The 22,286-nt window shown below is 70.7% G+C and carries 17 protein-coding genes and 1 pseudogene; 12 read left to right on the forward strand and 6 right to left on the reverse strand.

From position 1 onward, the window contains the following. A partial coding sequence (locus GRC12_RS04015; RefSeq protein WP_280117412.1) for a PaaX family transcriptional regulator C-terminal domain-containing protein occupies window positions 1–480 on the forward strand: 480 nt, incomplete at its 5' end. Between the two features lie 17 nt (window positions 481–497). Here GRC12_RS04015 and GRC12_RS04020 read toward each other — a convergent pair. The 3 genes and pseudogenes from GRC12_RS04020 to GRC12_RS04030 form a co-directional block, all read right to left on the reverse strand. Further along, window positions 498–935, reverse strand: a pseudogene (locus GRC12_RS04020) (PPOX class F420-dependent oxidoreductase); the annotation flags it as partial. Beyond that, window positions 932–1,294, reverse strand: coding sequence for an MmcQ/YjbR family DNA-binding protein (locus GRC12_RS04025; protein ID WP_208777400.1), 363 nt, complete (start codon window positions 1,292–1,294; stop codon window positions 932–934). The gene GRC12_RS04025 and the pseudogene GRC12_RS04020, both read right to left, overlap by 4 nt. Window positions 1,295–1,302: 8 nt before the next feature. Beyond that, complete coding sequence (locus tag GRC12_RS04030; protein WP_208777401.1) at window positions 1,303–1,686, reverse strand: MmcQ/YjbR family DNA-binding protein; 384 nt, start codon at window positions 1,684–1,686, stop codon at window positions 1,303–1,305. Between the two features lie 180 nt (window positions 1,687–1,866). Between GRC12_RS04030 and GRC12_RS04035 the strand changes: the two genes are divergently transcribed. Further along, window positions 1,867–2,889: a helix-turn-helix domain-containing protein gene (locus tag GRC12_RS04035; protein WP_208777402.1), complete on the forward strand. Its 1,023-nt coding sequence runs from the start codon at window positions 1,867–1,869 to the stop codon at window positions 2,887–2,889. Between the two features lie 279 nt (window positions 2,890–3,168). Here GRC12_RS04035 and GRC12_RS04040 read toward each other — a convergent pair whose 3' ends face one another. Then, the gene (locus tag GRC12_RS04040; RefSeq protein ID WP_208777403.1) at window positions 3,169–3,687 is read right to left on the reverse strand and encodes a hypothetical protein; all 519 of its coding nucleotides are present in this window, start codon (window positions 3,685–3,687) and stop codon (window positions 3,169–3,171) included. A gap of 425 nt (window positions 3,688–4,112) precedes the next feature. Between GRC12_RS04040 and GRC12_RS04045 the strand changes: the two genes are divergently transcribed. Beyond that, window positions 4,113–5,615, forward strand: coding sequence for a hypothetical protein (locus GRC12_RS04045; protein ID WP_208777404.1), 1,503 nt, complete (start codon window positions 4,113–4,115; stop codon window positions 5,613–5,615). Here the strand turns inward: GRC12_RS04045 and GRC12_RS04050 are convergent. Beyond that, entirely contained in the window at window positions 5,612–7,186 is a 1,575-nt protein-coding gene (locus tag GRC12_RS04050) for a Na+/H+ antiporter (RefSeq protein ID WP_208777405.1), read from the reverse strand. The genes GRC12_RS04045 and GRC12_RS04050 overlap by 4 nt on opposite strands. Window positions 7,187–7,422: 236 nt before the next feature. Between GRC12_RS04050 and GRC12_RS04055 the strand changes: the two genes are divergently transcribed. From GRC12_RS04055 to GRC12_RS04095, 9 genes are all read left to right on the forward strand, one after another. Then, entirely contained in the window at window positions 7,423–9,918 is a 2,496-nt protein-coding gene (locus GRC12_RS04055; RefSeq protein WP_208777406.1) for a sensor histidine kinase, read from the forward strand. A 475-nt stretch (window positions 9,919–10,393) separates the two neighbouring features. Next, a complete protein-coding gene (gene kdpF / locus GRC12_RS04060) occupies window positions 10,394–10,483 on the forward strand; it encodes a K(+)-transporting ATPase subunit F (protein ID WP_016434100.1) in 90 nt (29 codons plus the stop codon). 7 nt (window positions 10,484–10,490) lie between these two features. After that, window positions 10,491–12,155 (forward strand): potassium-transporting ATPase subunit KdpA, encoded by a 1,665-nt coding sequence (gene kdpA / locus GRC12_RS04065; RefSeq protein WP_208777407.1) that lies wholly within the window; start codon window positions 10,491–10,493, stop codon window positions 12,153–12,155. Then, window positions 12,152–14,290, forward strand: a complete 2,139-nt coding sequence (kdpB, locus tag GRC12_RS04070) for a potassium-transporting ATPase subunit KdpB (protein ID WP_208777408.1) — start codon at window positions 12,152–12,154, stop codon at window positions 14,288–14,290. Before kdpA ends, kdpB begins: the two co-directional genes overlap by 4 nt. A gap of 5 nt (window positions 14,291–14,295) precedes the next feature. Beyond that, entirely contained in the window at window positions 14,296–14,964 is a 669-nt protein-coding gene (locus GRC12_RS04075) for a potassium-transporting ATPase subunit C (RefSeq protein WP_208777409.1), read from the forward strand. Between the two features lie 133 nt (window positions 14,965–15,097). Continuing rightward, the gene (locus tag GRC12_RS04080) at window positions 15,098–15,781 is read left to right on the forward strand and encodes a response regulator (protein ID WP_208777410.1); all 684 of its coding nucleotides are present in this window, start codon (window positions 15,098–15,100) and stop codon (window positions 15,779–15,781) included. Between the two features lie 225 nt (window positions 15,782–16,006). Continuing rightward, window positions 16,007–16,627, forward strand: a complete 621-nt coding sequence (locus GRC12_RS04085) for a bifunctional 4-hydroxy-2-oxoglutarate aldolase/2-dehydro-3-deoxy-phosphogluconate aldolase (RefSeq protein ID WP_208777411.1) — start codon at window positions 16,007–16,009, stop codon at window positions 16,625–16,627. A gap of 47 nt (window positions 16,628–16,674) precedes the next feature. After that, a complete protein-coding gene (locus GRC12_RS04090; RefSeq protein ID WP_244371997.1) occupies window positions 16,675–17,595 on the forward strand; it encodes a sugar kinase in 921 nt (306 codons plus the stop codon). Window positions 17,596–18,020: 425 nt separating this feature from the next. Continuing rightward, window positions 18,021–19,901, forward strand: coding sequence for a hypothetical protein (locus GRC12_RS04095; protein ID WP_208777412.1), 1,881 nt, complete (start codon window positions 18,021–18,023; stop codon window positions 19,899–19,901). Here the strand turns inward: GRC12_RS04095 and GRC12_RS04100 are convergent. Then, window positions 19,898–22,162, reverse strand: a complete 2,265-nt coding sequence (locus GRC12_RS04100) for a bifunctional glycosyltransferase/CDP-glycerol:glycerophosphate glycerophosphotransferase (RefSeq protein WP_208777413.1) — start codon at window positions 22,160–22,162, stop codon at window positions 19,898–19,900. The genes GRC12_RS04095 and GRC12_RS04100 overlap by 4 nt on opposite strands. Between the last annotated feature and the right edge of the window lie 124 nt (window positions 22,163–22,286).

Raw genomic sequence — 22,286 nt, forward strand, 5'->3', positions numbered from 1 at the left:
GCCCTGCGCAACGACCGCTACCAGCTCGGCACCCGACTCGAATGGGCCGGCTTCGGGCGCCTGATGTCCAACGTGTGGATCACACCCGGCCGCGTCGACGCCTCCGCCATCCTCGACTACGCCGACCCCGCCGAAGGACAACCGGCCGCCTTCGAAGCCGTCGCCATCACCCCCACCGACATCGCCTCCCTCATCGCACGCGTCTGGGACATGGCCGCCCTGCGACAGGCCCACGAGACCTTCCTGCGCCGCTGGGAAGCAGTACAGCCGACTACCGACAACCAACTGCCCCAACTGGTCGAACTCTTCGACACCTGGGGAGACCTCCTGCGCGCCGACCCCGGACTCCCCACCGAACACCTCCCGCCCGACTGGCCGGCGACCCGATCCGCCCACGAGTTCCACCGACTGCGAGACGCCTTGTGGCGCGGGGCACGCGACGAACTGACCAGGCTGCATCCCCGGCCGACACGCGACTGAAGAGGGCGGGTGGGGTGCAGGCGGACAACGAATTCGCCGGGGACGGCGTTGCGCCTGCCGAATGCCTCGGCCTGGTCCGCGCCCATGTACCGGGCACCTGCCCGGGTGGCGACGTCGAGGAGTTCGTCCAGGTCCTCGCCGAGTGTCACATCGCCGCGCACCTCGACGTAGGCGAAGGGCGGATTGTCGTCGGAGACGCAGAGCGAGGCACGGAGGTTGCGGCGCAGGTTGCGCGCCTTGGCCGTGGCACCGCCGGTGGTGAACAGGAAGTCCGCGCCGTCGAAGACGTACCAGACGGGATGAATGTTCGGGGTGCCTTCGGCCTCGACCGTGGCGAACTGTCCGGTGTGCGCGCCGCGGGTGACGAAGGCGTGCCATTCCTCGGTCGACATGATGTGCATCGGGGGAGATCCTCGTCCTTGGGGGTTGCAGGTCTGTGGTCGTTCGGCGGTCATCCAGGGCGGCGGTTGCGCGGCACCGTGTCCAGGACGAGGTGGTAGGAGTGGTCGACGAGTTCGGCGACCAGGTCCGCGGTGATGCCCCGGCCGGCTCCCACGGAGATCCAGTGCCGCTTGTCGAGGTAGCGGCCCGGAGTGATCGAGGCGTACCGGCCCTGCAGCAGGCGCCCGTGCTCAGGTTCTGCCTTCAGGGTGACGATGAGTTCGTCCGGGTCGTCCGTGACGATCAGGAAGACCTTGCCCGCCACCTTGTAGACGTCCAACTGCTCGGTGAACGGGCGTCCGTGGCCGGTACCGGGCAGCGCGAGCGCAGTGCCGCGGGCGGTGTCCTGGAGCTGCTCGCCGCTGAGGGACATGACGCGGGTCAGGCGCTGCGGCCGTAGGTGTGCGGGTCGACGGGTTGCCGAGACTTGGGGAGCCGGCTGACCACGAGACGGTAGGACTCCATCACGAGCTCCCTGACCAGCTGCTGGTCGATCGCGTCGCCGCCCTCCAACGTGATCCAGTGCTTCTTGTTCATGTAGTAGCCGGGGGTGATGTTCGCGTTCTGCTCCCGCAGGGCCTCGGCCTCTGCGGGATCGGACTTGAGGATCACGACAGGGCGTCCGGGAACCTCGGTCATCAGCATGAAGACCTTCCCGCTCACCTTGTAGACCTCCCAGGCATCGCCGAAGGGGTGCTCCAGGCCGGCCCCGGGCAGTTCCTCGGCGCATTCGGCCGCGGTCTTCTGCAGCGTCGGTCCGTTCATGGTCGTACCTTCCTCGATCAATGTCAGTTCACAAGCCCGCGAGCCGGGGCACCGTGGGGCTGTCTCCGGCATGGTCAGCACGGACGGCAGGGGCGCCGCAGCAGTCGCACCGCCGGTCCGGCACCGGCAAGCCTCATCCTTTCGCCGAAGCAGACGATCCGGACGGTAGGCTGCGGTCACATGATGGTCGACAAGCGACATCCCTCGCGATCCGAGCGAGGTACCTCCGGCAATTCCTCGTCGCGGTCCGACTCCATCGCACGGGCCGATCCCGCCTCCATCCCGCTGTACGGCTTCCAGCCCCCGGTGGGGACCCCGTACGGCCTGGAAGTGACCACCGTCGAGGACTTCCACGCCCACCACGACGACTGGCCGTGGAACCCGCCCCGTCCGGGCCGGGCCACTTTCCACTATCTGATCCTGGTCACACACGGCGTCCTGTGGCACGACGTCGACCACGTCACACACACCGTCGCCCCCGGCCAGTGGTTGTGGGTGCGGCCCGGGCATGCGCAGTGCTGGCACGACCCCAGCACCGCCCGCGGCCTCTTCGTCCTGTTCGAGCCGGAGGTGCTCCGGCCCGATACCGCCCGCATCCTGGCTCCCCTCACCTCACACGACGCCCCTGCCGTCCTGACCCCGCACGCCGATGACGCCCTCTGGCTGGAACGGACCGCGCGTCAGCTCCTCGAAGAACACCGTGCACTGGGACGTCGCCCGCTCGCGGCCCATCACGCACTGCGGCGCAGTCTTCTCGAAGCGCTGCTCCTGCGCCTGGCCCACTCACCAGGTGTCTCAGGACCTCCGACCGATTCCGATGCGGCCTCCTCAGGGAGCGGCCCCCGCTCCGCGCCCCTGGGCGTCGCCGGGCGCCGCCCCGTCTACGAACGGTTCCTGGACGCCCTGGAGCTGCACTTCCGTGAGCTGCACCGCGTCGACGACTACGCCCAGTTGCTCGACTGCTCGGTGCGCACCCTCAGCCGAGCTTCCCGGTCCGCCACCGGCAAGGGAGCACGGGAGGTCATCAACGAGCGACGGCTGCTCGAAGCGCGCCGTCTCCTCGGCCCTGCCGGGTGGACGGCCCACGCGGTTGCCGCCCACCTCGGCTTCACCGACGCGGCCAACTTCGGCCGCTTCTTCCGCCACCACACCCGCCTCACCCCCGCCGCCTACGCGGCTCGTCAGGCGGCCGCCGAATCCTGACCACGGGCACGTGACCGACTACGCGCAGGCGGACCGCTGGACCGGGGGTGTTACCAGCGAAGGAAGCCCGGGCTCGAGCCGAGCTGTGATCCGAGTTCAAACCCTCATCAGTCCCCTGTCGGCGCTGCGTCGATGAGTCCGAAGGAGTCGCCGAACAGGACGACATCGGCGGATCCCGCGGCGTCGTCATAGCCTGCCAACTGCTTGCGCAGCACGAGCCGGGAGGCGATTCGAGGCAGGTCCCGTCCAGTCCGGGGACGGAGAGGGTGCTCTTCGCTGTCAGGACAGCCCCGACGCCCGGAGCACTGCCTCGACCGTCTCGTCGTCGATGTGATGTCCCAGGCGCTGCATGACTCCCGCTCCGTGGCGGAGAGTTCCGTGTTCGAGGGAGCGGCGGACACCCGTGTCGAGCTCGTGCCAGAGCATCGGGTTGGCGGTGAGGACTCGGGGGTCGATTTCCAGGGTGTGTCCGTGGGTGTCCCGCAGGACAAGGTGGGAGGAGACACCGCCGTACTGGCGTACGGCTGTCAGGGCGTCGGTATGGATCACTCGCCTGCACCAGGGGGTTCGCACCGCCAGCCAGCCGCGGCCCGCGCTCATCCGTGGCGGCAGCAGCACCGCGCATAGGGCGGCTGACAGGGTGACCCACAGCAGGGCGCGGAGGGGGGTCAGGCTTGCCGCGTCCCAGTCGACCAGGAGGCTCATGGCGCAGAAGATCACGGCGCAGCTCACCGCGAGCCGGGCGCTGCCACGCCAGTGGCGGTCGCCGGCCGAGCCCGCCGGTCCGCTCCGTCGCATGGCGCTGACGCTAGGCGCTCGTATGAGGTCCGGCGACCGTCGCTAACGGGGTCCTAGCGCCGTACGGGCGAATCTTGACGGGTTTCTGACGCGGGACGTCAGCCGGTGTGCGCGGCCGGCCTGCGGGCGCGGTCCGGTTCCGCTTCGCCGAGGACTTCTCGGGTGACCGGGGCGACCTCGCCGGAGTGCACCGTCAGCCCTGCGGATTCGCGACCGTCGTCAAGGTCCCGTCAAACCCCGCTGAGCGGTCATCAGGAACCCGTCAATGGCAGCTGTCCGTGGCCTGATCCAGTCGCACACTCATCGGCGACGGGGGGACGGGCGACCGTCCGTGGTGTGACGTTGGAGGGACCGTGACTCTCACGGCCGGCACAGCGCAGGGTCAGGGGCCTCGGACCGAGGGGGAGACACCGCCAGGGCAAGAGGTGATCGTCCCGGTCGGCGGCAGGTCCGGGCCCCGCGGACCGGAGGGTTCGGGCGATCCGGGTCAGGTGCCGCGTCCGGCCCGCCAGACCCTGGCCGCGGGGGCCGCTCTGCGCCGCCGCTTCTGGGCCACCGTGCCCGCGCGGCTGCGCCTGCTGCGCGCGGCCTCGGTCCTGCCCGCCGCCGCCCTGGCGGTGCTGCTGACCGTCGCCGGCCTGGCCGCGAACGGTATGTGGGACGGGGTGGCCGGTCGCGACGCGCCGCGCACGATCAGCGCCGCCGACCTCGACCTCGCCCTGAACGACATGGACGCCCAGGCCGCCAACATCCTGCTGTCCAACGGCGATGCGGGTGAGGGCCGCCTGCGGACGCCGTACGAGAAGGCGCTCGGCGTCTACGGCGACGCGCGGCGCGAGATCGGGCACGATCTGCGGGACCTGGCCGTCGCCGCGCAGGGGGACCGGTCCGACGAGAAGACGGTCGAGAACCTGACCGACGACTTCGCCGAGTACCAGGAGCTCATCGGACGCGCCTTGGAGAACGACGGGCGTCCCGGCGGCAAGCCGTCGGCCCTCGTGGACTACCGCAGGGCCACCGACCTGCTGCGGAGCAGCCTGCTGCCCGACTCCCGCAGGCTGGTCTCCTCGAACGACAGGGCCTTCGACGCGCAGTACACGGCGGCTCGCTCCACCCTCTCCGGCCAACTCCTCGCCGTCGTCGCCCTCGGCCTGCTCCTGCTGGTCGCCCTCGGGGCCCTGCAGTGGTACCTGACCCGACGCTTCCGGCGCATCCTGAACCCGCCCCTCCTCGCCGCCACAGCGTGCGCGCTGCTCTCGGTGATCCTCGGCGCCCAGATGCCGGCCTCCTCGGAGGCGAACCTGCGGGGCGCCCGACGGGACGCCTTCGACTCCGTCGTGGCCCTCTCCCGGGCTCAGGCGATCGCCTACGACGCCAACGCCGACGAGAGCCGCTACCTCCTCGACCGGCAGCGCCGCGACCGGTACGCACAGTCGTTCCTCGCCAAGTCGCAGCAGCTGTACGGCCTGAAGGGTGCGACTCTCTCGTCGTACGACGCCGACCTCGCCACTACCTGGCAGGCGTACGAGTCCGATCACCACGACCTGCGGTTCACCGGCGAGTTCCGGAGGGAACTGGACAACATCACCTTCCCCGGCGAGCGGGCCGCAGCGGAACAGACGGTGCGGACGTACGCCGTCTACCAGCGCGACGACCGGAAGATACGGGCCCTGCTGGCCGCGGGGAAGGAGAAGGAGGCGGTCGAGTTCTGCATGGACTGGGAGCCGGGCACCTCCAACGCGCACTTCGGGGCGTGGATGGCGGCGCTGGACAAGGTGACGGACATCAACCGGCAGCACTTCGCGGCGTCCGTGCAGGCCGGACGCTCGGATGTGAGGACCGAACTGCCGTGGGAATGCGGTCTGTTGATCCTGGTCATCGCTCTCACCGCTCTCGGGCTGCGGCCCAGGCTGGCCGAGTTCCGCTAGGCGTCCGCCAGCCGGGCCTCCTCCAGGTCGAGGGAGCGCTGCAGCCGGCGGCGGGTGGTGTCGCTGATGCGGTGGGTGTCGTACAGCCGTTGCAGCTCCACCGTCTCGACGGCGATCAGGTCACGGCGCAGCTGGCGGTAGACCAGATCGGCGGACTCGGTCGCGACCACGGTGCCGTTCTGCTCCGTCAGGCGTTCGCGCGCGTCGTCGAGACGGGCGTTCAGACCCCGGCGCAGCCGGTCGAGGACCATGTCCGGTACGGCCTCCAGCTCCGCGAGCTCCTCCAGCCGGGCCAGGCCGGCGTGGGCGAGGTGGGAGCGGGCCTCGACCTCCTCGCGTTCGGTGTGGGCGGGCTCCAGGGCGATGCCGGAGCGGCGGACGACCGGGGCGAGAGTGAAGCCCTGCACGACGAGGGTGACGACCACGACCGAGGTGGTCAGGACGAGGACGAGCGGACGGTCGGCGAGCGGGGTGCCGTCTTGTGCGATCTCCGGGATGGACAGGGCGGCGGCCAGTGGCATCACACCCCGGGTGCCTGCCCAGGTCAGCACCACCGGGATCCGCCAGTTCATCCGGCCGACCGCGCCTTTGTGCTGGACGACCGCGGACAGCGGGGCGATCCACAAAAGCCGTACGGCGATGAGCGTGCCTGCGACGGCGAGGGCGTACAGGGGCCAGGCATGGTCGCCGTCGGGCAGGGCCCGCACCTCCGCCGGCAACGCCAGGCCGATGAGAGAGAACACCACACTCTCCAGCAGGAAGACCACTGTGCCGTACACCGCGTGCAGCTGGAGCCGGATACGGGCGGTGGTGAGCCGGTCGCCCCGGCCGCCGAGGACGACCCCGGCGACCACGCACGAGGTCACGCCTGAGGTGTGCGCGACCTCCGCCAGCAGGTAGGCGGCGTACGGGGTGACCAGGGCGATCACCGTCTCCAGGACCGGGTCCTCGGTGCGCCGCCGGATCAGGGTGATCACTCCGGCCACCGCGCCGCCGATCAGCGTGCCACCGCCCGCGAGGAGGAGGAACTGGCCGCCCGCCGCGCCCCAGTCGGCGGCCGCGGAGGCCACGGCGATGCCGGCCGCCACCCGCACCAGCACCAGCGAGGTCGCGTCGTTGAAGAGGCTCTCCGCCTGGACCAGCACCTGCACCTTCGGCGGCAGCGACAGTCGCCGCCCCAGCGCGGTGACCGCCACCGGATCGGTGCTGGCCAGAACCGCGCCCAGCACGAACGCCATCTGCCACGACAGTGGCGTCACCCACACCGCGACCGCGCTCACGGCGGCGGCCGAGGCCAGCACCAGCCCGATGGCGAGGATCCCGACCGGCTTCCACACCGCCCGCAGCTCGCGCCAGGGCATCTCCTCGGCGGAGGCGTACAGCAGGGGCGGCAGCACGACCAGGCCGATGACTTCGGGGCTGATCTCGATCTGCGGGGTGCCCGGCAACAGCGCCACCGCGAGACCGGCGACGACCAGCAGGGAGGGCGCGGGGATGCGCCAGCGGCGGGCGAAGGTGGCGACCACCGTGGCCAGCACCACGAGGGCGAGAACCGTACCGACGCTGCGCATGCCGTCCCCCTGGGGCTCTTCGGGAAACCGCCGTGGCTCCCGGCCGACCAGACTTCCCGGCACACCTGCCTTCACCCTATCGGGCCAGGTCACGTCAAGACAGTGTCAAGGTCTTCGGGCCCGGCGCCAAAGAAGCGCTAACAACCGCGCCGGCCGGCCCGTGCGGGGGCTTCCTTGGCAGGAGGGACCCCGGGGGACAGGGGAGTTGATCCAGTGAGCGGAGCGCGTCGGCGGCGATGAGTGACGTACGGCCCGGACGACTGAAGGTCTACCTCGGGGCTGCCCCGGGAGTCGGCAAGACCTACCGCATGCTCGACGAGGGACGACGCCGTGCCGCCCGCGGGGCGGACGTGGTGGTGGGCTTCGCGGAGTGCCACGGGCGCCGGCACACCGAGGCGATGCTCGACGGCCTGCAGAGCATCCCCCGGGCGTCCTGCGCCTACCGCGGCGCACTGTTCGAGGAGATGGACCTCGCCGCGCTGCTCGCCCGGCGCCCGCAGGTGGCGATCGTCGACGAGTTCGCGCATACCAACGTGCCCGGCGACGGCCGCAACGCCAAACGCTGGCAGGACATCGAGGCACTCCTCGACGCCGGCATCGACGTGATCACCGCGCTGAACATCCAGCACCTGGAATCCCTCAACGACGTGGTCGAGAAGATCACCGGAGTGCCGCAGCACGAGACCCTGCCCGATGAGGTCGTCCGCCGAGCCCACCAGGTCGAACTGGTGGACATGCCGCCCGAGGGGCTGCGCCGCCGGATGGCGCACGGCAACATCTACGCGCCCGAGAAGGTCGACGCCGCCCTCGCCAACTACTTCCGGCCCGGAAACCTCACCGCACTGCGGCAGCTGGCCCTGCTGTGGGTGGCCGACCGGGTCGACGAGGCGCTGCAGGAGTACCGCTCGCAGCACGGCATCGGCGGGGTGTGGGAGACACGCGAGCGGGTGGTCGTCGCCCTGACCGGCGGCCCGGAGGGCGACACCCTGATCCGGCGGGCGGCCAGGATCGCCGACCGGTCGGCGGGAGGAGATCTGCTCGCTGTGCACGTGACCCGCAGCGACGGCCTCGCGGCAGGCGCCTCGCACGCCTCGCTCGCCCGTCAGCGCAGGCTCGTCGAGGACCTCGGTGGCAGCTACCACTCGGTGGTCGGCGACGACGTGGCCTCCACGCTGGTGGAGTTCGCGCGCGCCGAGAACGCCACCCAGCTCGTGCTGGGCACGAGCCGCCGCGGCCGGCTGGCCCGGTTCCTGACCGGGCCCGGCACGGGGGAGACCGTCACCGAACTGTCCGGCGACATCGACGTCCACCGGGTCACCCATGAGCGAGCCGGTCGCGGCACGCTCCTGCCGTCGCGACGGCGCACCCTGTCCACGGCCCGGCTGATCGCCGGACCGGTGGCCGGGCTGGTGCTGCCGGTGCTGCTCACCCTCCTCCTCGCCCAGATGCGCGGAACGCTGAACCTGACGAGTGAGGCCCTGCTGTTCCTGCTCGCCGTGGTGGGCGTGGCCTGCATCGGCGGGGTCGCCTCGGCGGTGATCGCCTCGGTGACGGCGTCCTTGCTGCTCAACTACTGGTTCATCCCGCCCATCGGAGCCTTCACGCTCGATGACCCGAACGCACTGCTGGCGCTGGCGGTGTTCGCGGTGGTGGCCGCCACCGTCGCCGCCGTCGTGGACCGGTCCCTGCGGCTGTCGCGCCGCTCCGCCCGCGCGACCGCCGAGGCGGAGACCATGTCGTCCCTGGCCGGCAGCATCGTCCGGGGCGAAGCGACCATCCCGGCCCTGCTGGAGCGGACCCGGGAGACGTTCGGGATGGAGTCCGCGGAGCTGGTGGACGAGCCGCCCGAGCAGGCGGGTGTGACGGCCGTTGCCGCCGGTCCCGGTGCCTGGCTCGCACTGCGGGGCCGCACGCTGTCGTCGTCCGAGCGGCGGGTGCTGGCCGCGTTCGCCGCGCACGCCGGCTCGGCGGTCGAGCGGGCCCGGCTCGCCGAGGCCGCCGCCGAGGTGGAGCCGGTCAAGGCCGCCGACCGGTTGCGTACGGCCCTGCTGCGGGCCGTCGGCCACGACCTGCGCACCCCGCTGGCCGCGGGTTGGGCCGCCGTGGCCTCGCTGCGCAGCCGTGATGTCGAGTTCTCTTCCGAGGACCGGGACGAACTCCTCGCCACCGCCGACGAGTCCATGGCCAAGCTCAACCGCCTGGTGGAGAACCTCCTCGACCTCAGCCGCCTGGAGGCAGGCGCCCTGACGCTGAACCTGCGGGCCACCTCCCTGGAAGAGGTCCTCCCGATGGCCCTCGCGGATGTCTCCGACGTGGACGTGGCGGACCTGGAGGAGATCCCGGCGGTGCTGGCCGATCCACCGCTGCTGGAGCGGGTGATCGCCAACCTCGTCGGCAACGCCGCCCGCCACACACCGTCGGGGAAGAAGGTGCTGATAACCGCCAGTGCCCTGGCCGGCCGGGTGGAGCTGCGGGTCGTGGACCGGGGGCCCGGTCTGCCCGCACAGGGCCGCGACCAACTCTTCGAGCCCTTCCAGCGCCTCGGCGACACCGACAACACCACCGGCCTCGGCCTCGGACTGGCCCTCGCCCGCGGCCTGACCGAGGCCATGAACGGCACCCTCACCCCCGAGGACACCCCCGGCGGCGGCCTCACGATGGTCGTGTCGCTGCCGTTCGCCCCACAGCCCCTGAACGCCGTACCGACCGAGCAGAACGCAGGAGGTGCGTGACGCCCTGGCGGCCGGCTTTTGCTGCCCCCTTCCAGGTGGCCCTCGCCTTCGTTCCCTTCCGCACGAGCCTGTAGCACACCACGGTCGTTCGTGGCTGCCTCCCCGGCGCCCTACGGTCTGTCGGCGTCCGTGTCGAGCGGTCCGCCGCATGCGTCGTCACGGCACCGGGTCACCGTGCTCATCCCGGAGGCGGAGCGGCTGCGGGTTGGGCTGCTGTGAGCCGGGTCACCGCTGGTCACGACTGCTGCTCACCGGTACGGGGCCGGGCCGTATGAGTCCCGTCAAAGCCATGAGCGTCGGCGTAAGAGAGCCGTCAACGGGTGGTCGGATGCGGCCACACAGGCGGTTTCCTCTAACCGTCCGCCTTTCATCGAACCTCACTCCAGGAGCTCGCGATGGCCGATCTGGCCTTCGTCGTCACCGTGATCGCGTCCTTCGCACTGGTGGCCCTCGTCGCCAAGGGGGTGACGAAGCTGTGACCGCCGAGAACATCGTCGGCCTGGTCGTGGCCGTCGCCCTGCTGGGCTATCTCGTCCTCGCCCTGATCTTCCCGGAGAGGTTCTGAGACAGACATGGGTCCCGTACTCGCGGGCGTGCTCCAACTGCTCGCCCTCATAGGCGCGCTGGCGCTCGCCTACATCCCCCTCGGCACCTACATGGCCAGGGTCTACTCCTCCGACAAGCACTGGCGTGTGGAGCGGTGGATCTACAAGGGCATCGGCGCCAACCCGGACACGGAGATGCGCTGGCCCGCGTACCTGCGCGGTGTTCTCGCGTTCTCCGCGGTCGGTGTCCTCTTCCTCTACCTGCTCCAGCGGCTGCAGGGCATCCTGCCCGGCTCGCTGAACTTCTCCTCGGTCGACCCGGCGCAGTCGTTCAACACGGCCGTCTCCTTCGTGACCAACACCAACTGGCAGTCGTACTACGGCGAGCAGACCATGGGGCACGTCGTGCAGACCGCCGGTCTGGCCGTGCAGAACTTCGTCTCCGCGGCCGTCGGCATCGCCGTCGCCGTGGCCCTGGTGCGCGGGTTCGCCCGCTCCCGCACGGGTGAGCTGGGCAACTTCTGGGCCGACCTGGTGCGCGGCACGATCCGCATCCTGGTGCCGGGCGCGGCGATCGCCGCGATCGTCCTGGTGGCGTGCGGTGCGATCCAGAACTTCTCCGGCATCCACGAGGTCGGCCAGTTCATGGGCGGCTCGCAGCAGTGGAACGGCGGAGCGGTGGCCTCGCAGGAGGCCATCAAGGAGTTCGGCACCAACGGCGGCGGCTACTTCAACGCCAACTCCGCCCATCCCTTCGAGAACCCCACGCCCTTCACCAACCTCTTCGAGATCTTCCTGCTGCTGGTGATCCCGTTCGCGCTGACCCGCACCTTCGGCGTGATGGTCGGCAGCGTCAAGCAGGGCTACGCGATCCTCGCCACGATGTTCACCATCTGGCTGGGCTTCGTCGCGCTGATGATGTGGACCGAGTTCGCCCACCACGGCCCGGCGCTTCAGCTGGCCGGCGGGGCGTACGAGGGCAAGGAGGTCCGCTTCGGCGTCGGTTCCTCGTCCATCTTCGCGGTGTCCACGACCTTGACGTCCACCGGCGCCGTGGACTCCTTCCACTCCTCCTTCACCGGCCTCGGCGGCGGGATCACGCTGCTCAGCATGATGCTGGGCGAGATCGCTCCCGGCGGTACCGGCTCCGGCCTCTACGGCATCCTGATCATGGCCGTGATCGCGGTGTTCATCGCCGGTCTGATGGTCGGCCGTACGCCGGAGTACCTGGGCAAGAAGATCGGCGCGCGTGAGATCAAGCTGGCCGCCTGCTACATCCTGATCACCCCGGCGCTCGCGCTCGTCTTCACCGCGGTCTCCATGGCGCTGTCGACCCCGCCGCACTCGATGCTCAACTCCGGGGCGCACGGCTTCTCCGAGGTGCTGTACGCCTTCACCTCGGCCTCCAACAACAACGGCTCGGCCTTCGCCGGGCTGAACGCGAACACCGACTGGTACAACACCACGACCGGTCTGGCGATGCTGCTGGGCCGCTTCCTGCCGATGGTGTTCGTGCTGGCGCTGGCCGGCTCGCTCGCCGAGCAGAAGCCGATCCCGGTGACCGCCGGCACGCTGCGTACCGAGAAGCCGCTGTTCACCGGCCTGCTGGTCGGCGCGATCCTGATCATCACCGGTCTGACCTACTTCCCGGCGCTGGCGCTGGGCCCGCTGGCCGAGGGGCTGGCGTCATGACCACCCGTACCGAGAAGTCAGAGGACTCCATGTCCACAGCCACCCCGACCCGGGCGCCGCACAGCGACGTACCCACCGGGCACAAGCCCGCCGAAGGACGTGTCGGCGCGGGCCTGTTCGACCCCAGGCAACTGCTGAAGTCGCTGCCGGACGCCTGCCGCAAGCTCGACCCGCGGGTGATGGTCAAGTCGCCCGTGATGTTCGTGGTGTGGATCGGCTCGGTGCTGACCACCGTCTTCTCCTTCAAGGACCCCGGCGACTGGTTCGGCTGGGCGATCAGCGCCTGGCTGTGGCTGACCGTGATCTTCGCCAACCTGGCGGAGGCGGTCGCCGAGGGCCGCGGCAAGGCGCAGGCCGACACCCTGCGCAAGGCCAAGACCGACACCGTCGCCCGTCGGCTGCTGGGCGACGGCACCTCCGAGGAGCAGGTCCCGGGCACCGCCCTGACCATCGGCGACCTGGTGGTGTGCGAGGCGGGCGACATCATCCCCGGCGACGGTGACGTCGTCGAGGGCGTCGCGTCCGTCGACGAATCGGCGATCACCGGTGAGTCGGCGCCCGTCATCCGTGAGTCCGGCGGCGACCGCAGTGCGGTCACCGGCGGTACGAAGGTGCTGTCCGACCGCATCGTCATCAAGATCACGACAAAGCCGGGCGAGACGTTCATCGACCGGATGATCAATCTCGTCGAGGGCGCGGCCCGGCAGAAGACGCCCAACGAGATCGCGCTGAACATCCTGCTGGCCTCGCTGACGATCGTCTTCCTGCTCGCGTGCGCCACGCTGCCGCCCTTCGCGGACTACGCGGGCACGCATCTGACGATGGTCGTGCTGGTGGCGCTGCTGGTCTGCCTGATCCCGACCACGATCGGCGCCCTGCTCTCCGCCATCGGCATCGCGGGCATGGACCGGCTCGTCCAGCGCAACGTCCTCGCCATGTCGGGCCGTGCCGTCGAGGCCGCCGGCGACGTATCCACCCTGCTGCTCGACAAGACCGGCACCATCACCCTGGGCAACCGCCAGGCCTCGGAGTTCGTGCCGGTCCAGGGCAGCACCGAGGCCGAGGTCGCCGACGCCGCCCAGCTGTCGTCGCTGGCCGACGAGACGCCCGAGGGCCGCTCCATCGTCGTACTCGCCAAGGAGCGGTACGGGCTGCGCGAGCGGCACCAGGGGCAGCTCGCCGGGGCCGAGTGGATCGCCTTCACCGCCCAGACCCGCATGTCGGGCGTGGACGTCGACGGGCGCAAGATCCGCAAGGGCGCGACCGGTTCGGTCATCGCCTGGGTCAAGGAGGAGGGCGGCACCGTCGCGGACGACGCGGACACGCTCTCCAACGCCATCTCGCAGGCGGGCGGCACTCCGCTGCTGGTCGCCGTCAAGGACGACGAGGGCGCGCGGGTGCTGGGTGTCATCCATCTGAAGGACGTCGTCAAGGACGGCATGCGCGAGCGGTTCGACGAGCTGCGCCGCATGGGCATCAAGACCGTCATGATCACTGGCGACAACCCGCTGACCGCCAAGGCGATCGCCGAGGAGGCGGGCGTCGACGACTTCCTCGCCGAGGCCACGCCCGAGGACAAGATGGCCCTGATCAAGCGGGAGCAGGCGGGCGGCAAGCTCGTCGCGATGACCGGTGACGGCACCAACGACGCGCCCGCGCTCGCCCAGGCGGACGTCGGGGTGGCGATGAACACGGGTACGTCGGCCGCCAAGGAGGCCGGCAACATGGTCGACCTCGACTCCAACCCGACCAAGCTCATCGAGATCGTCGAGATCGGCAAGCAACTCCTCATCACCCGAGGAGCGTTGACGACGTTCTCCATCGCCAACGACGTCGCGAAGTACTTCGCGATCATCCCGGCGCTGTTCGCGGCCGTCTACCCGGGCCTGGACAAGCTCAACATCATGGGCCTGTCCTCGCCCGACTCCGCGATCCTGTCCGCGGTCATCTTCAACGCGCTGATCATCATCGCGCTGGTGCCGCTGTCCCTGAAGGGCGTGCAGTACCGGCCGGTGAGCGCCGACAAGATGCTGCGCCGCAACCTGACGATCTACGGCATCGGCGGCCTGATCGCGCCCTTCATCGGCATCAAGATCATCGACCTGCTCATCTCCCTCATCCCCGGGATCGGCTGACCGCCATGAACAACTCCGTATCGAACACTGCTCGGTTGCTCGGGGCGGCCCTGCGGGCCCTCCTCGTGCTGACCCTGGTGACGGGCGTCATCTATCCGCTCGTCGTCACCGGTGTGGCCCAGGCGCTGTTCCACGACAAGGCGAACGGCTCCGAGGTCAAGGCGGACGGCAAGGTCGTCGGCTCCTCGCTGATCGGTCAGTCGTACAACCTGCCGCTGAAGAAGGGCCGGCAGACCCCGGACCCCGATCTGAAGTGGTTCCAGGGCCGCCCGGCCGACGGGCTCGGCAGCAACAGCGTGAACACCCAGTACAAGCTGCTGCTGTCCGGCGCGACCAACCTCTCCGCCGACAGCAAGGTCCTGATCCAGCAGGTGAAGACGGCCAAGGCGGCCGTCGTAAAAGACAACTCGGTGCCCGGCTACACGGTCAAGGCGTCCCAGGTGCCCGCCGACGCGGTCACCTCCTCCGGCTCCGGCCTCGACCCGGACATCTCCCCGCAGTACGCGCAGATCCAGGTCCACCGGGTCGCCGAGAAGAACGGCCTGTCGGTCGCCCAGGTCGAGAAGCTGGTCAAGGACCACACCGAGGGACGCACGCTCGGCTTCATCGGGGAGCCCCGCGTGAACGTCCTCGAACTCAACATCGCGCTCAAGGATCTTCTGGCAAAGCATTGACGGGATGGGGCGACATGCGCGGGAGTTGGCGGCCGGGAGTCATCCCTGAGCCGCCAACCCCCGTCGCCGTGGCGTCGGTTGCCTCGCGTCCGGTTCCGCCCGGCCCGGCGCACGACAGGAAAGGCACGCACCCATGACCAGGGTGTTGGTGGTGGAGGACGACCCGCAGCTCGTGCGGGCCCTCGTGATCAACCTGCAGGCGCGCAAGTACGGCGTCGACGCCGCGCCCGACGGGGCCACGGCCCTGCGGCTGGCCGCCGCCCGTCAGCCCGACGTGGTGATGCTCGACCTCGGCCTGCCCGACATGGACGGCATCGACGTCATCAAGGCCCTGCGCGGCTGGACCCGAGTGCCGGTCCTGGTCCTGTCCGCGCGGCAGGGATCCGAGGAGAAGGTCGCCGCACTCGACGCCGGCGCGGACGACTACATCACCAAGCCGTTCAACATGAACGAGCTCCTCGCCCGGCTGCGGGCCGCCGTCCGCCGCACCGAGGACACTCCACTCGTCCCCGAGACGACACTCGTCGAGACCGACGACTTCACCATCGACCTGCTCGCCAAGAAGGTCGTACGGGACGGACGGGACGTACGGCTGACCCCGACCGAATGGCACCTGCTGGAGATCCTGGTCACCAACCCCGGCCGGCTGATCACGCAGAAGCACCTCCTGCAGGAGGTCTGGGGTGTCTCCCAGAGCAACAAGACCAACTACCTGCGCGTCTACATGGCCCAGCTGCGCCGCAAACTGGAGGCGGACCCCGCCCACCCCCGCTATCTGATCACCGAGCCCGGCATGGGGTACCGCTTCGAATTCTGACTTCTCCGTGCCGAACTTCCTCATCCAGGAACAGAGCATGGGCATCCACTACAACCAGCAGTGCGACCTGCTGGAGTACGTGACAGCCCCCGAACCCTTCCGCTTCCAGGACGGATACGCTGTGGTCGGTTCCCGCCCGGGTCTCGGTGCCGACATCACGAGAAGGCCGTATGCCGGGCCGCCGAGACCGGAGGAACCGAACCCGCGCAAGGAAGGCCCGCTCCCATGGACCTGGTGGAATCCCTCCGCCGCCACCGCCTGCTCGCGATCGTGCGGGGCAAGGACCCCGTCGCCGCCGTGCGCACGGTGCGCACCCTCGTGGAAGAGGGCGTCGCCGCCGTCGAGATATCGCTGACCACCACCGACGCCCTGACCGTGCTTCGGCAGGCCCGCGCCGCGCTCGGCTCCGACGCCCTCCTCGGCGCCGGCACCGTGCGCTGCGCGGGGGACGCGGGCCGCGCGCTCGACGCCGGGGCGTCCTACCTCGTCACCCCGGCACTGGTCGACGGACTGGCGCCGTACGGTGTGCCCGTCCTCATGGGCGCGCTGACCCCGACCGAGATCGAAGCCGCCCTCGCCCGCGGCGCCGACGCGGTCAAACTCTTCCCTGGCTCCCTCGGCGGCCCCGGCTATCTGCGGGCCCTGCGCGACCCGTTCCCCGAGGTGCCCTTCGTGCCCGTCGGGGGAGTGGACGCGACGGCCGCCCGCGACTACCTGGCCCGGGGTGCCATCGCCGTCGGCGTCGGCTCACCGCTCGTCGGCGATGCGGCCGACGGCGGCGACCTGGACCCACTGCGCGCCCGGGCGGCCGAGTTCCGCAGGGTGGCCGCCGGGGACACACCGTGAGCGCGAACCCGCAGGGGCCGCCCGAGGTGGTGACCTTCGGCGAGACGATGGCGGCGCTGCGGGCCCAGGGCGCGCTGCGGATGGGCGGGAGTCTCGGCCTGTCCGTGGCGGGAGCCGAGTCCAATGTCGCCATCGGCCTCGCCCGGCTCGGGCACCGGGCGCGCTGGGCCGGCCGGGTCGGCGCGGACGAACTCGGTGCCCTGGTACTGCGCACCCTGCGCGCCGAGGGGGTCGACATCAGCCACGTGGCCACCGACGACACCGGTCGGCCCACCGGACTGCTGCTGACCGAACCCCGCCTGGGCACCCTGACCCGCGTCAGCTACTACCGCGCCGGTTCGGCCGGATCGGCGCTCGCACCGGCCGACGTGCTGCCCGCGCTGGCCCCGGGGACCCGCGTCCTGCACATCACCGGCATCACGCCGGCGCTCGGCCCGTCGGCGGCCGATACCGTCCTGGCGGCCGCCACTGCCGCGCGGGAAACCGGCGTCACCGTGTGCCTCGACGTCAACCACCGCTCCCGCCTGTGGACCGCCGACAGCGCCCGCACGGCACTGCGCCCGCTGCTGGCCCACACCGACTTGCTGATCGCCTCCGAGGACGAACTGCCGCTCGTGCAGGAACGCGCGGACGCGGAGGAGTCCGAGGCCGCGCGCGGTCTCCTGGCGGCGGGCATCAGAGAGGTGGTCGTCAAACGCGGTGCTCGGGGCGCGACGGTCTTCACCGCCGACGGGGCGACCCACCGCGCCGCACGGCAGGTCGACGCCGTCGACCTCGTCGGCGCGGGCGACGCCTTCGTGGCCGGGTATCTTTCCGGACTCCTGGACGGCGCGGATGTCCTGGACCGTCTGCACCGGGCCGTTTCGACCGCGGCCTTCGCGGTCGCCACCCGGGGCGACTGGGAAGGGCTCCCCACGCGCGAGGAACTGGGCCTGTTCGACGAACCCGACGGCACGACCGTCCGCTGACCACAGAGAGACGACGCATGACCTTCACGGCCGGTACGTGTACGTCGACATCCTCACCAGCCGGCTCTACGAACCGCGGGAGGAAGCAGGCCCCACGGATCCGCGCCAACTGGCCCTACTCGACGTTCCGTTGGGCGTGGCGGGGGTGGCGCTGAAAGGCCCGACGCACACTCCTGGATCTGGCGGGGGCCCGGGCCAGTGCACCCTGTCGGCTGCCGTGTCGCAGCGTGTGGGACGTGTGCGGGACGGGCCAGGGCCGCTCGCTCGCCCATCCGGCCGATGCGGCTCCGATGACTTCGGTCTGCGCGAACAGCTCGGCTTGAGGCGCGAAGTTCGCCGTCCATCGCAGGAAACCATCCCCACCCGCCCGAACGCCGACGGACCGGCACTGGTAGAACCGTCGAATGTCCCTGCGCGCTCGAATCTTGAAGAAGCTGCCCCTCGCGGTTGCCACGCTGCCGCTCGCGCTGCTCGGGATGTTCGTGACGGCGGTCGTGCCGAGTGGATGGGCCTACGCCGTGTGCGCCGCTGCCGCCTATGGCGCGGAACCCGGCGCGATGAAACGGGTCACCGGCCGCATGCAGCCGCTGCCCCGGGTGGGCCTGAGCGTTGCGGCGGCATCCGCGTTGCGCGGTGCCTCGGCGCTGGCGCTGCTGGCGCGGGCCGGGCAGGGCGAGTCCGGCGCGTTCGTCCTCGCCGTCCTGGGCTTCCTGGTGGTGCAGGCGCTGCGGCTGGGGTACGCGGGGCTGCTGCTGTATGTGTGGTGGTGTCGCCGGCTGCCCGCCGTGACCCGCAACGTGGATCTTTCCGCGCTGCGGATCCCGGACGCTCCGCCACGCCGGCTGATGGACCTGCACCGTGGGCCGCTCACCTTCGTCGACCTGCCGCTGGTCGCGGGTGCCGCCGTCGCCGCGGAGGCCGGCGCGCGCTGGGCCGCCGGTGGCGCCGGAGCCGCCGTCCTGGCGGCGCTTGTCGCCGTCGTGCTGCTCGCCGTGCCCGCGTGGCGGTCGAGGCATCTCGCTGCCAAGGGGCGCGTGCTGGCCGCCGTCCGCGCGGAGGTACAGGAGTACGAGCCCGAGGTGGTCGTCTACTTCTCCGGCAACCTCCGGTCCGCTTACCAGCTCAATGGCTGGCTGCCCGTCCTGGAGCGGACGCGCCACCGGGTGGTGATCGTGCTGCGCGAGCGCGAGATGCTGCCCCGGCTCGACGTGACGACCCGGCCGGTGGTCTGCCTGCCGCTCGGCAAGGACCTCGCCGCCTTCGAGTTGCCAAGCGCCCGGGTGGCGTTGTTCGCCGCCAACGCGGCCAACAACACCCACCTCCTGCGGATGCCGCAGTTCCGTTCCGTCTACATCGGCCACGGCGACAGCGACAAGCCCACCAGCTTCAACCCCTTCACCAAGGTCTACGACGAGGTGTGGGTCGCCGGCCCGGAAGGCCGCGAACGGTACGCCCGCTCGGGCGTCGGGGTGGCGGACACGGACATCGTCGAGGTGGGGCGGCCCGCGCTGTGGCCCATCACCACGACGACCGCTGCGGCACCGCAGCCGACCGTCCTGTACGCACCCACCTGGGAGGGCTTCCACGGCGACGAGGGCGCAGCGACTTCCCTGACCACGATGGGTCCGGCGCTCGTCCGCGCCTTGTTGGCCCGGCAGCCGCGGATTCGGCTGCTGTACCGGCCGCACCCGCTCACCGGAACCCTCGACCGGCGGGCGAAGGCAGCGCACGACGAGATCCTCACGCTGATCAAGGCGGCGAACGGCGGCGTCGGCGAGGACGACGCACGGCTTGAGCGGCTCGCTGCCCGGCTCGAGGCGCTGCGGCAGCCCGGCGGCGACGAGGCGCAGGCCGCACGGGACAGTGCCAGGCCCGTCGCCGACTGGGACACGGTGTTCGCCGCGTGGCAGGACGCGTACTGGGCCGATGGCACTCGCCACCGGGTCACGGCCGGCTCTCGCCCTGGCCTCTACGACTGCTTCAACCACGCGGACGTCCTCATCGCCGACGTGTCTGGCGTGGTCACGGACTTCCTCGCCGCGGACAAGCCGTACGCGGTGACGAACCCCGCCGGCCTCGATCCTGACGTGTTCCGGGGGCGCTACCCGGCAGCGGCGGCCGGTCACGTCCTCGGCCCGGACCTCGTGGGGCTCGAGGAGTTCCTCGACCGTGCGGGCAGCGCGCCCGACCCGCTCGCCGCTGAACGCGCGCAGCTGCGCGCGCGTCTGCTGGGACCGGCGGAGGCCGACCCGCTGGCCCCCTTCGAGCGCGCCCTCGACGCCCTGCTACGCCGCGCCGCCGGCTAGGGGGCCGGTCGAGTGGGAGGGGGCGTCGGCGAGGTGGGCGGGACTCCGCTTCGGGCCGTCTGGTCCTCGCCGAGGAACACCCGCCTGACCACCCGCTCAGCGGCGTGCCCGTCGTCGAACGTGCAAAAACGGCGGCGGAACGCGGCCCGTGCCCGCTGGGCCGCTTCATCGTTCGCCTCGCCGGAGCGCAGTACTCGGGTCAGTTCCTCCTCGGTCGTCGTGACGGCCCCGGGCGGCTGCTCCATCAGGTCGAACGTGACACCCCGGGTGCTGCGATACGTCTGCCAGTCGGGGGCGTAGACGACGATCGGCCTGTCCAGGTCGGCATAGTCGAACATGATCGACGAATAGTCCGTCACCAGCACGTCCGCCGCCAGGCACAGGTCTTCGACGACGGGGTGCGTCGACACGTCCAGCACCCGGCCGCCGCCGGACCGCGGCTGCTTGCCGTCGGCGTCGTAGTAGTGGGAGCGCAGCATCAGAACGTGGTCGGGCCCCAGTGCGGCTGCCAACCGGTCCGGGTTCAGGAGCGGGCCGACGTCCGCGTACTCGCGGTGGGTCGGGGCGTACAGGACCGCAGTCTGCCCCTCGGCGATGCCGAGGCCCTTGCGGATCGCGGCGATCTCGTCGGGACCGGTGGCGAAATAGCGGTCGTTGCGGGGATAGCCGTACTCCAGTAGCTCGTACGAGCCCGGGTAGACGCGCCGCCAGATCTGCGAGGAGTGCGGGTTGGCGGAGAGGAGGTAGTCCCAGCGGGCGGAGTGCTCGCGCAGCCGGGTGAAGTTCATGCCCTTGGCACCGATCGGGTACCGCTCCTGATCCAGGCCCATGACCTTGAGAGGGGTGCCGTGCAGGGTCTGCAGGTGCACGGAACCGGGACGCTTGGCGATGGTGTGCGGAAAGTTGACGTTGTTGACCAGATACTTGGCGCGGGCGAGGTGGCGCAGGGCGCTGCGTGAGCCCTCGACAGCAAAGTCCACCCCCGGAGGGAGCGAGGCGACGGCGTCCTCGCGGACGATCCACACACCGTGGATGTCCGGGGCGAGTTCGCGGGCCCGCTCGTAGATGGCGCGGGGATTGCAGGAGTATCCGCGGTACCAGTACGCGGCGTAGACCGCGAGGTGTTCGTCGAGGGGGAGGCGGCGCTGGAGTTCGTAGTAGAGGAATGAGGGCACTGCGCGTGCCCGGCGCGCGGTGGTGCGGGCGGCGCGCTTGGTCGTGCCGACGCTCCGACGGGCCTGCAGGCGCAGGCGGTTGACCGGCCGGAGGGCGGTGTAGAGGCGGTAGTCGTCGCGGGCGACGAGGCGGAACTTGGTGCCGCGGGCGCCGGCCGGGAAGGTGTATCCGGCGGGCCGGTAGCGGATGAAGTGCGCGGCCATCCGGTGGAAGAACTCTCGGCGGCGGCGCGGAGGGACACGGGACGGGTCGTCGATGATCGTGGTGTAGTGCCAGATGGCACGGTCGAAGATCGGCATGCGGAAGGCGTTGAAGGCGTCGCCGTGGGCGTCGAGGAAGGCGAAGATCTTCTCGTACTGGCCGAAGACGTCGAAGTGCCGGTCGCTGACCGTGGTGGTTATGGCTCCGGCCCGGCGCTCGCGGTAGATGTAGCAGACCCGGTCGAGGAGGGCGATGCGCTCTGCTGCGAGCAGGATGGGATAGGTGACCGGGAGGTCCTCGTAAAGGCCAGGGCCGAACCGTACGTCGAGGGCGGCGAGGAAGTCCCGGCGGATGACCTTGTTCCAGGCGGTCATCATGAGTTCGAGGACACTGGGGCGGGCGGCGAGGCCGAAGGTGTCCGGGGGCGTCGGCTCGCGCAGGAGGTGACCACGCGGGTTGGGTTCGATCGTGCCGTCGGGCAGCGCGCGGGCGTAGTCGAGGAACAGGACGTCGGGACGACTCGCCTCGAGACGGGGGGCAATGGCGGCAAGGCTGCCGTCGGCGATCCAGTCGTCACTGTCGACGAACCACACGTAGGTGCCGCGGGCCTTCTCGAACCCGGTGTTGCGGGCCTGGCCGAGGCCGCCGTTGTCCGCAAGGTGCACGACCCGGACGCGGGAATCCCGGCGGGCGTACTCGTCGAGGATCGCCGGGCAGCCGTCGGGGGAGGCGTCGTCAACCGCGACGACCTCGAAGCGGGTGAAGGGCTGGGCGAGGATGGCGTCGAGGCATGGGCGGAGGAATTCCTCCACGCCGTAGACCGGGAGCACAAGGCTGACGAGCACGTCGGACTCTGGGGTGGCGGCCGCTGCTGCCACTGCCATGTTGTGTACCTCCTATGGGTGACGCCCGTTCACCCTAGCCCCGTCCTTGGCGGGTAGCCGGGTCGGGTGCGCTGCTTGGGTGGGATGCGTCCGATCGGCGGTGGTGGCCGTGCTGAGGCGGGTG

The organism is Streptomyces griseorubiginosus, from assembly GCF_017614965.1.
Taxonomy (GTDB): domain Bacteria; phylum Actinomycetota; class Actinomycetes; order Streptomycetales; family Streptomycetaceae; genus Streptomyces; species Streptomyces griseorubiginosus_B.

Coding starts and splice junctions, on each gene's coding strand:
- GRC12_RS04025 (WP_208777400.1), bottom strand. CDS start 1,294: ATGTCCCTCAGCGGCGAGCAGCTCCAGGACACCGCCCGCGGCACTGCG.
- GRC12_RS04030 (WP_208777401.1), bottom strand. CDS start 1,686: ATGAACGGACCGACGCTGCAGAAGACCGCGGCCGAATGCGCCGAGGAA.
- GRC12_RS04035 (WP_208777402.1), top strand. CDS start 1,867: ATGATGGTCGACAAGCGACATCCCTCGCGATCCGAGCGAGGTACCTCC.
- GRC12_RS04040 (WP_208777403.1), bottom strand. CDS start 3,687: ATGCGACGGAGCGGACCGGCGGGCTCGGCCGGCGACCGCCACTGGCGT.
- GRC12_RS04050 (WP_208777405.1), bottom strand. CDS start 7,186: ATGCGCAGCGTCGGTACGGTTCTCGCCCTCGTGGTGCTGGCCACGGTG.
- GRC12_RS04055 (WP_208777406.1), top strand. CDS start 7,423: ATGAGTGACGTACGGCCCGGACGACTGAAGGTCTACCTCGGGGCTGCC.
- kdpA (WP_208777407.1), top strand. CDS start 10,491: ATGGGTCCCGTACTCGCGGGCGTGCTCCAACTGCTCGCCCTCATAGGC.
- kdpB (WP_208777408.1), top strand. CDS start 12,152: ATGACCACCCGTACCGAGAAGTCAGAGGACTCCATGTCCACAGCCACC.
- GRC12_RS04075 (WP_208777409.1), top strand. CDS start 14,296: ATGAACAACTCCGTATCGAACACTGCTCGGTTGCTCGGGGCGGCCCTG.
- GRC12_RS04080 (WP_208777410.1), top strand. CDS start 15,098: ATGACCAGGGTGTTGGTGGTGGAGGACGACCCGCAGCTCGTGCGGGCC.
- GRC12_RS04085 (WP_208777411.1), top strand. CDS start 16,007: ATGGACCTGGTGGAATCCCTCCGCCGCCACCGCCTGCTCGCGATCGTG.
- GRC12_RS04090 (WP_244371997.1), top strand. CDS start 16,675: ATGGCGGCGCTGCGGGCCCAGGGCGCGCTGCGGATGGGCGGGAGTCTC.
- GRC12_RS04100 (WP_208777413.1), bottom strand. CDS start 22,162: ATGGCAGTGGCAGCAGCGGCCGCCACCCCAGAGTCCGACGTGCTCGTC.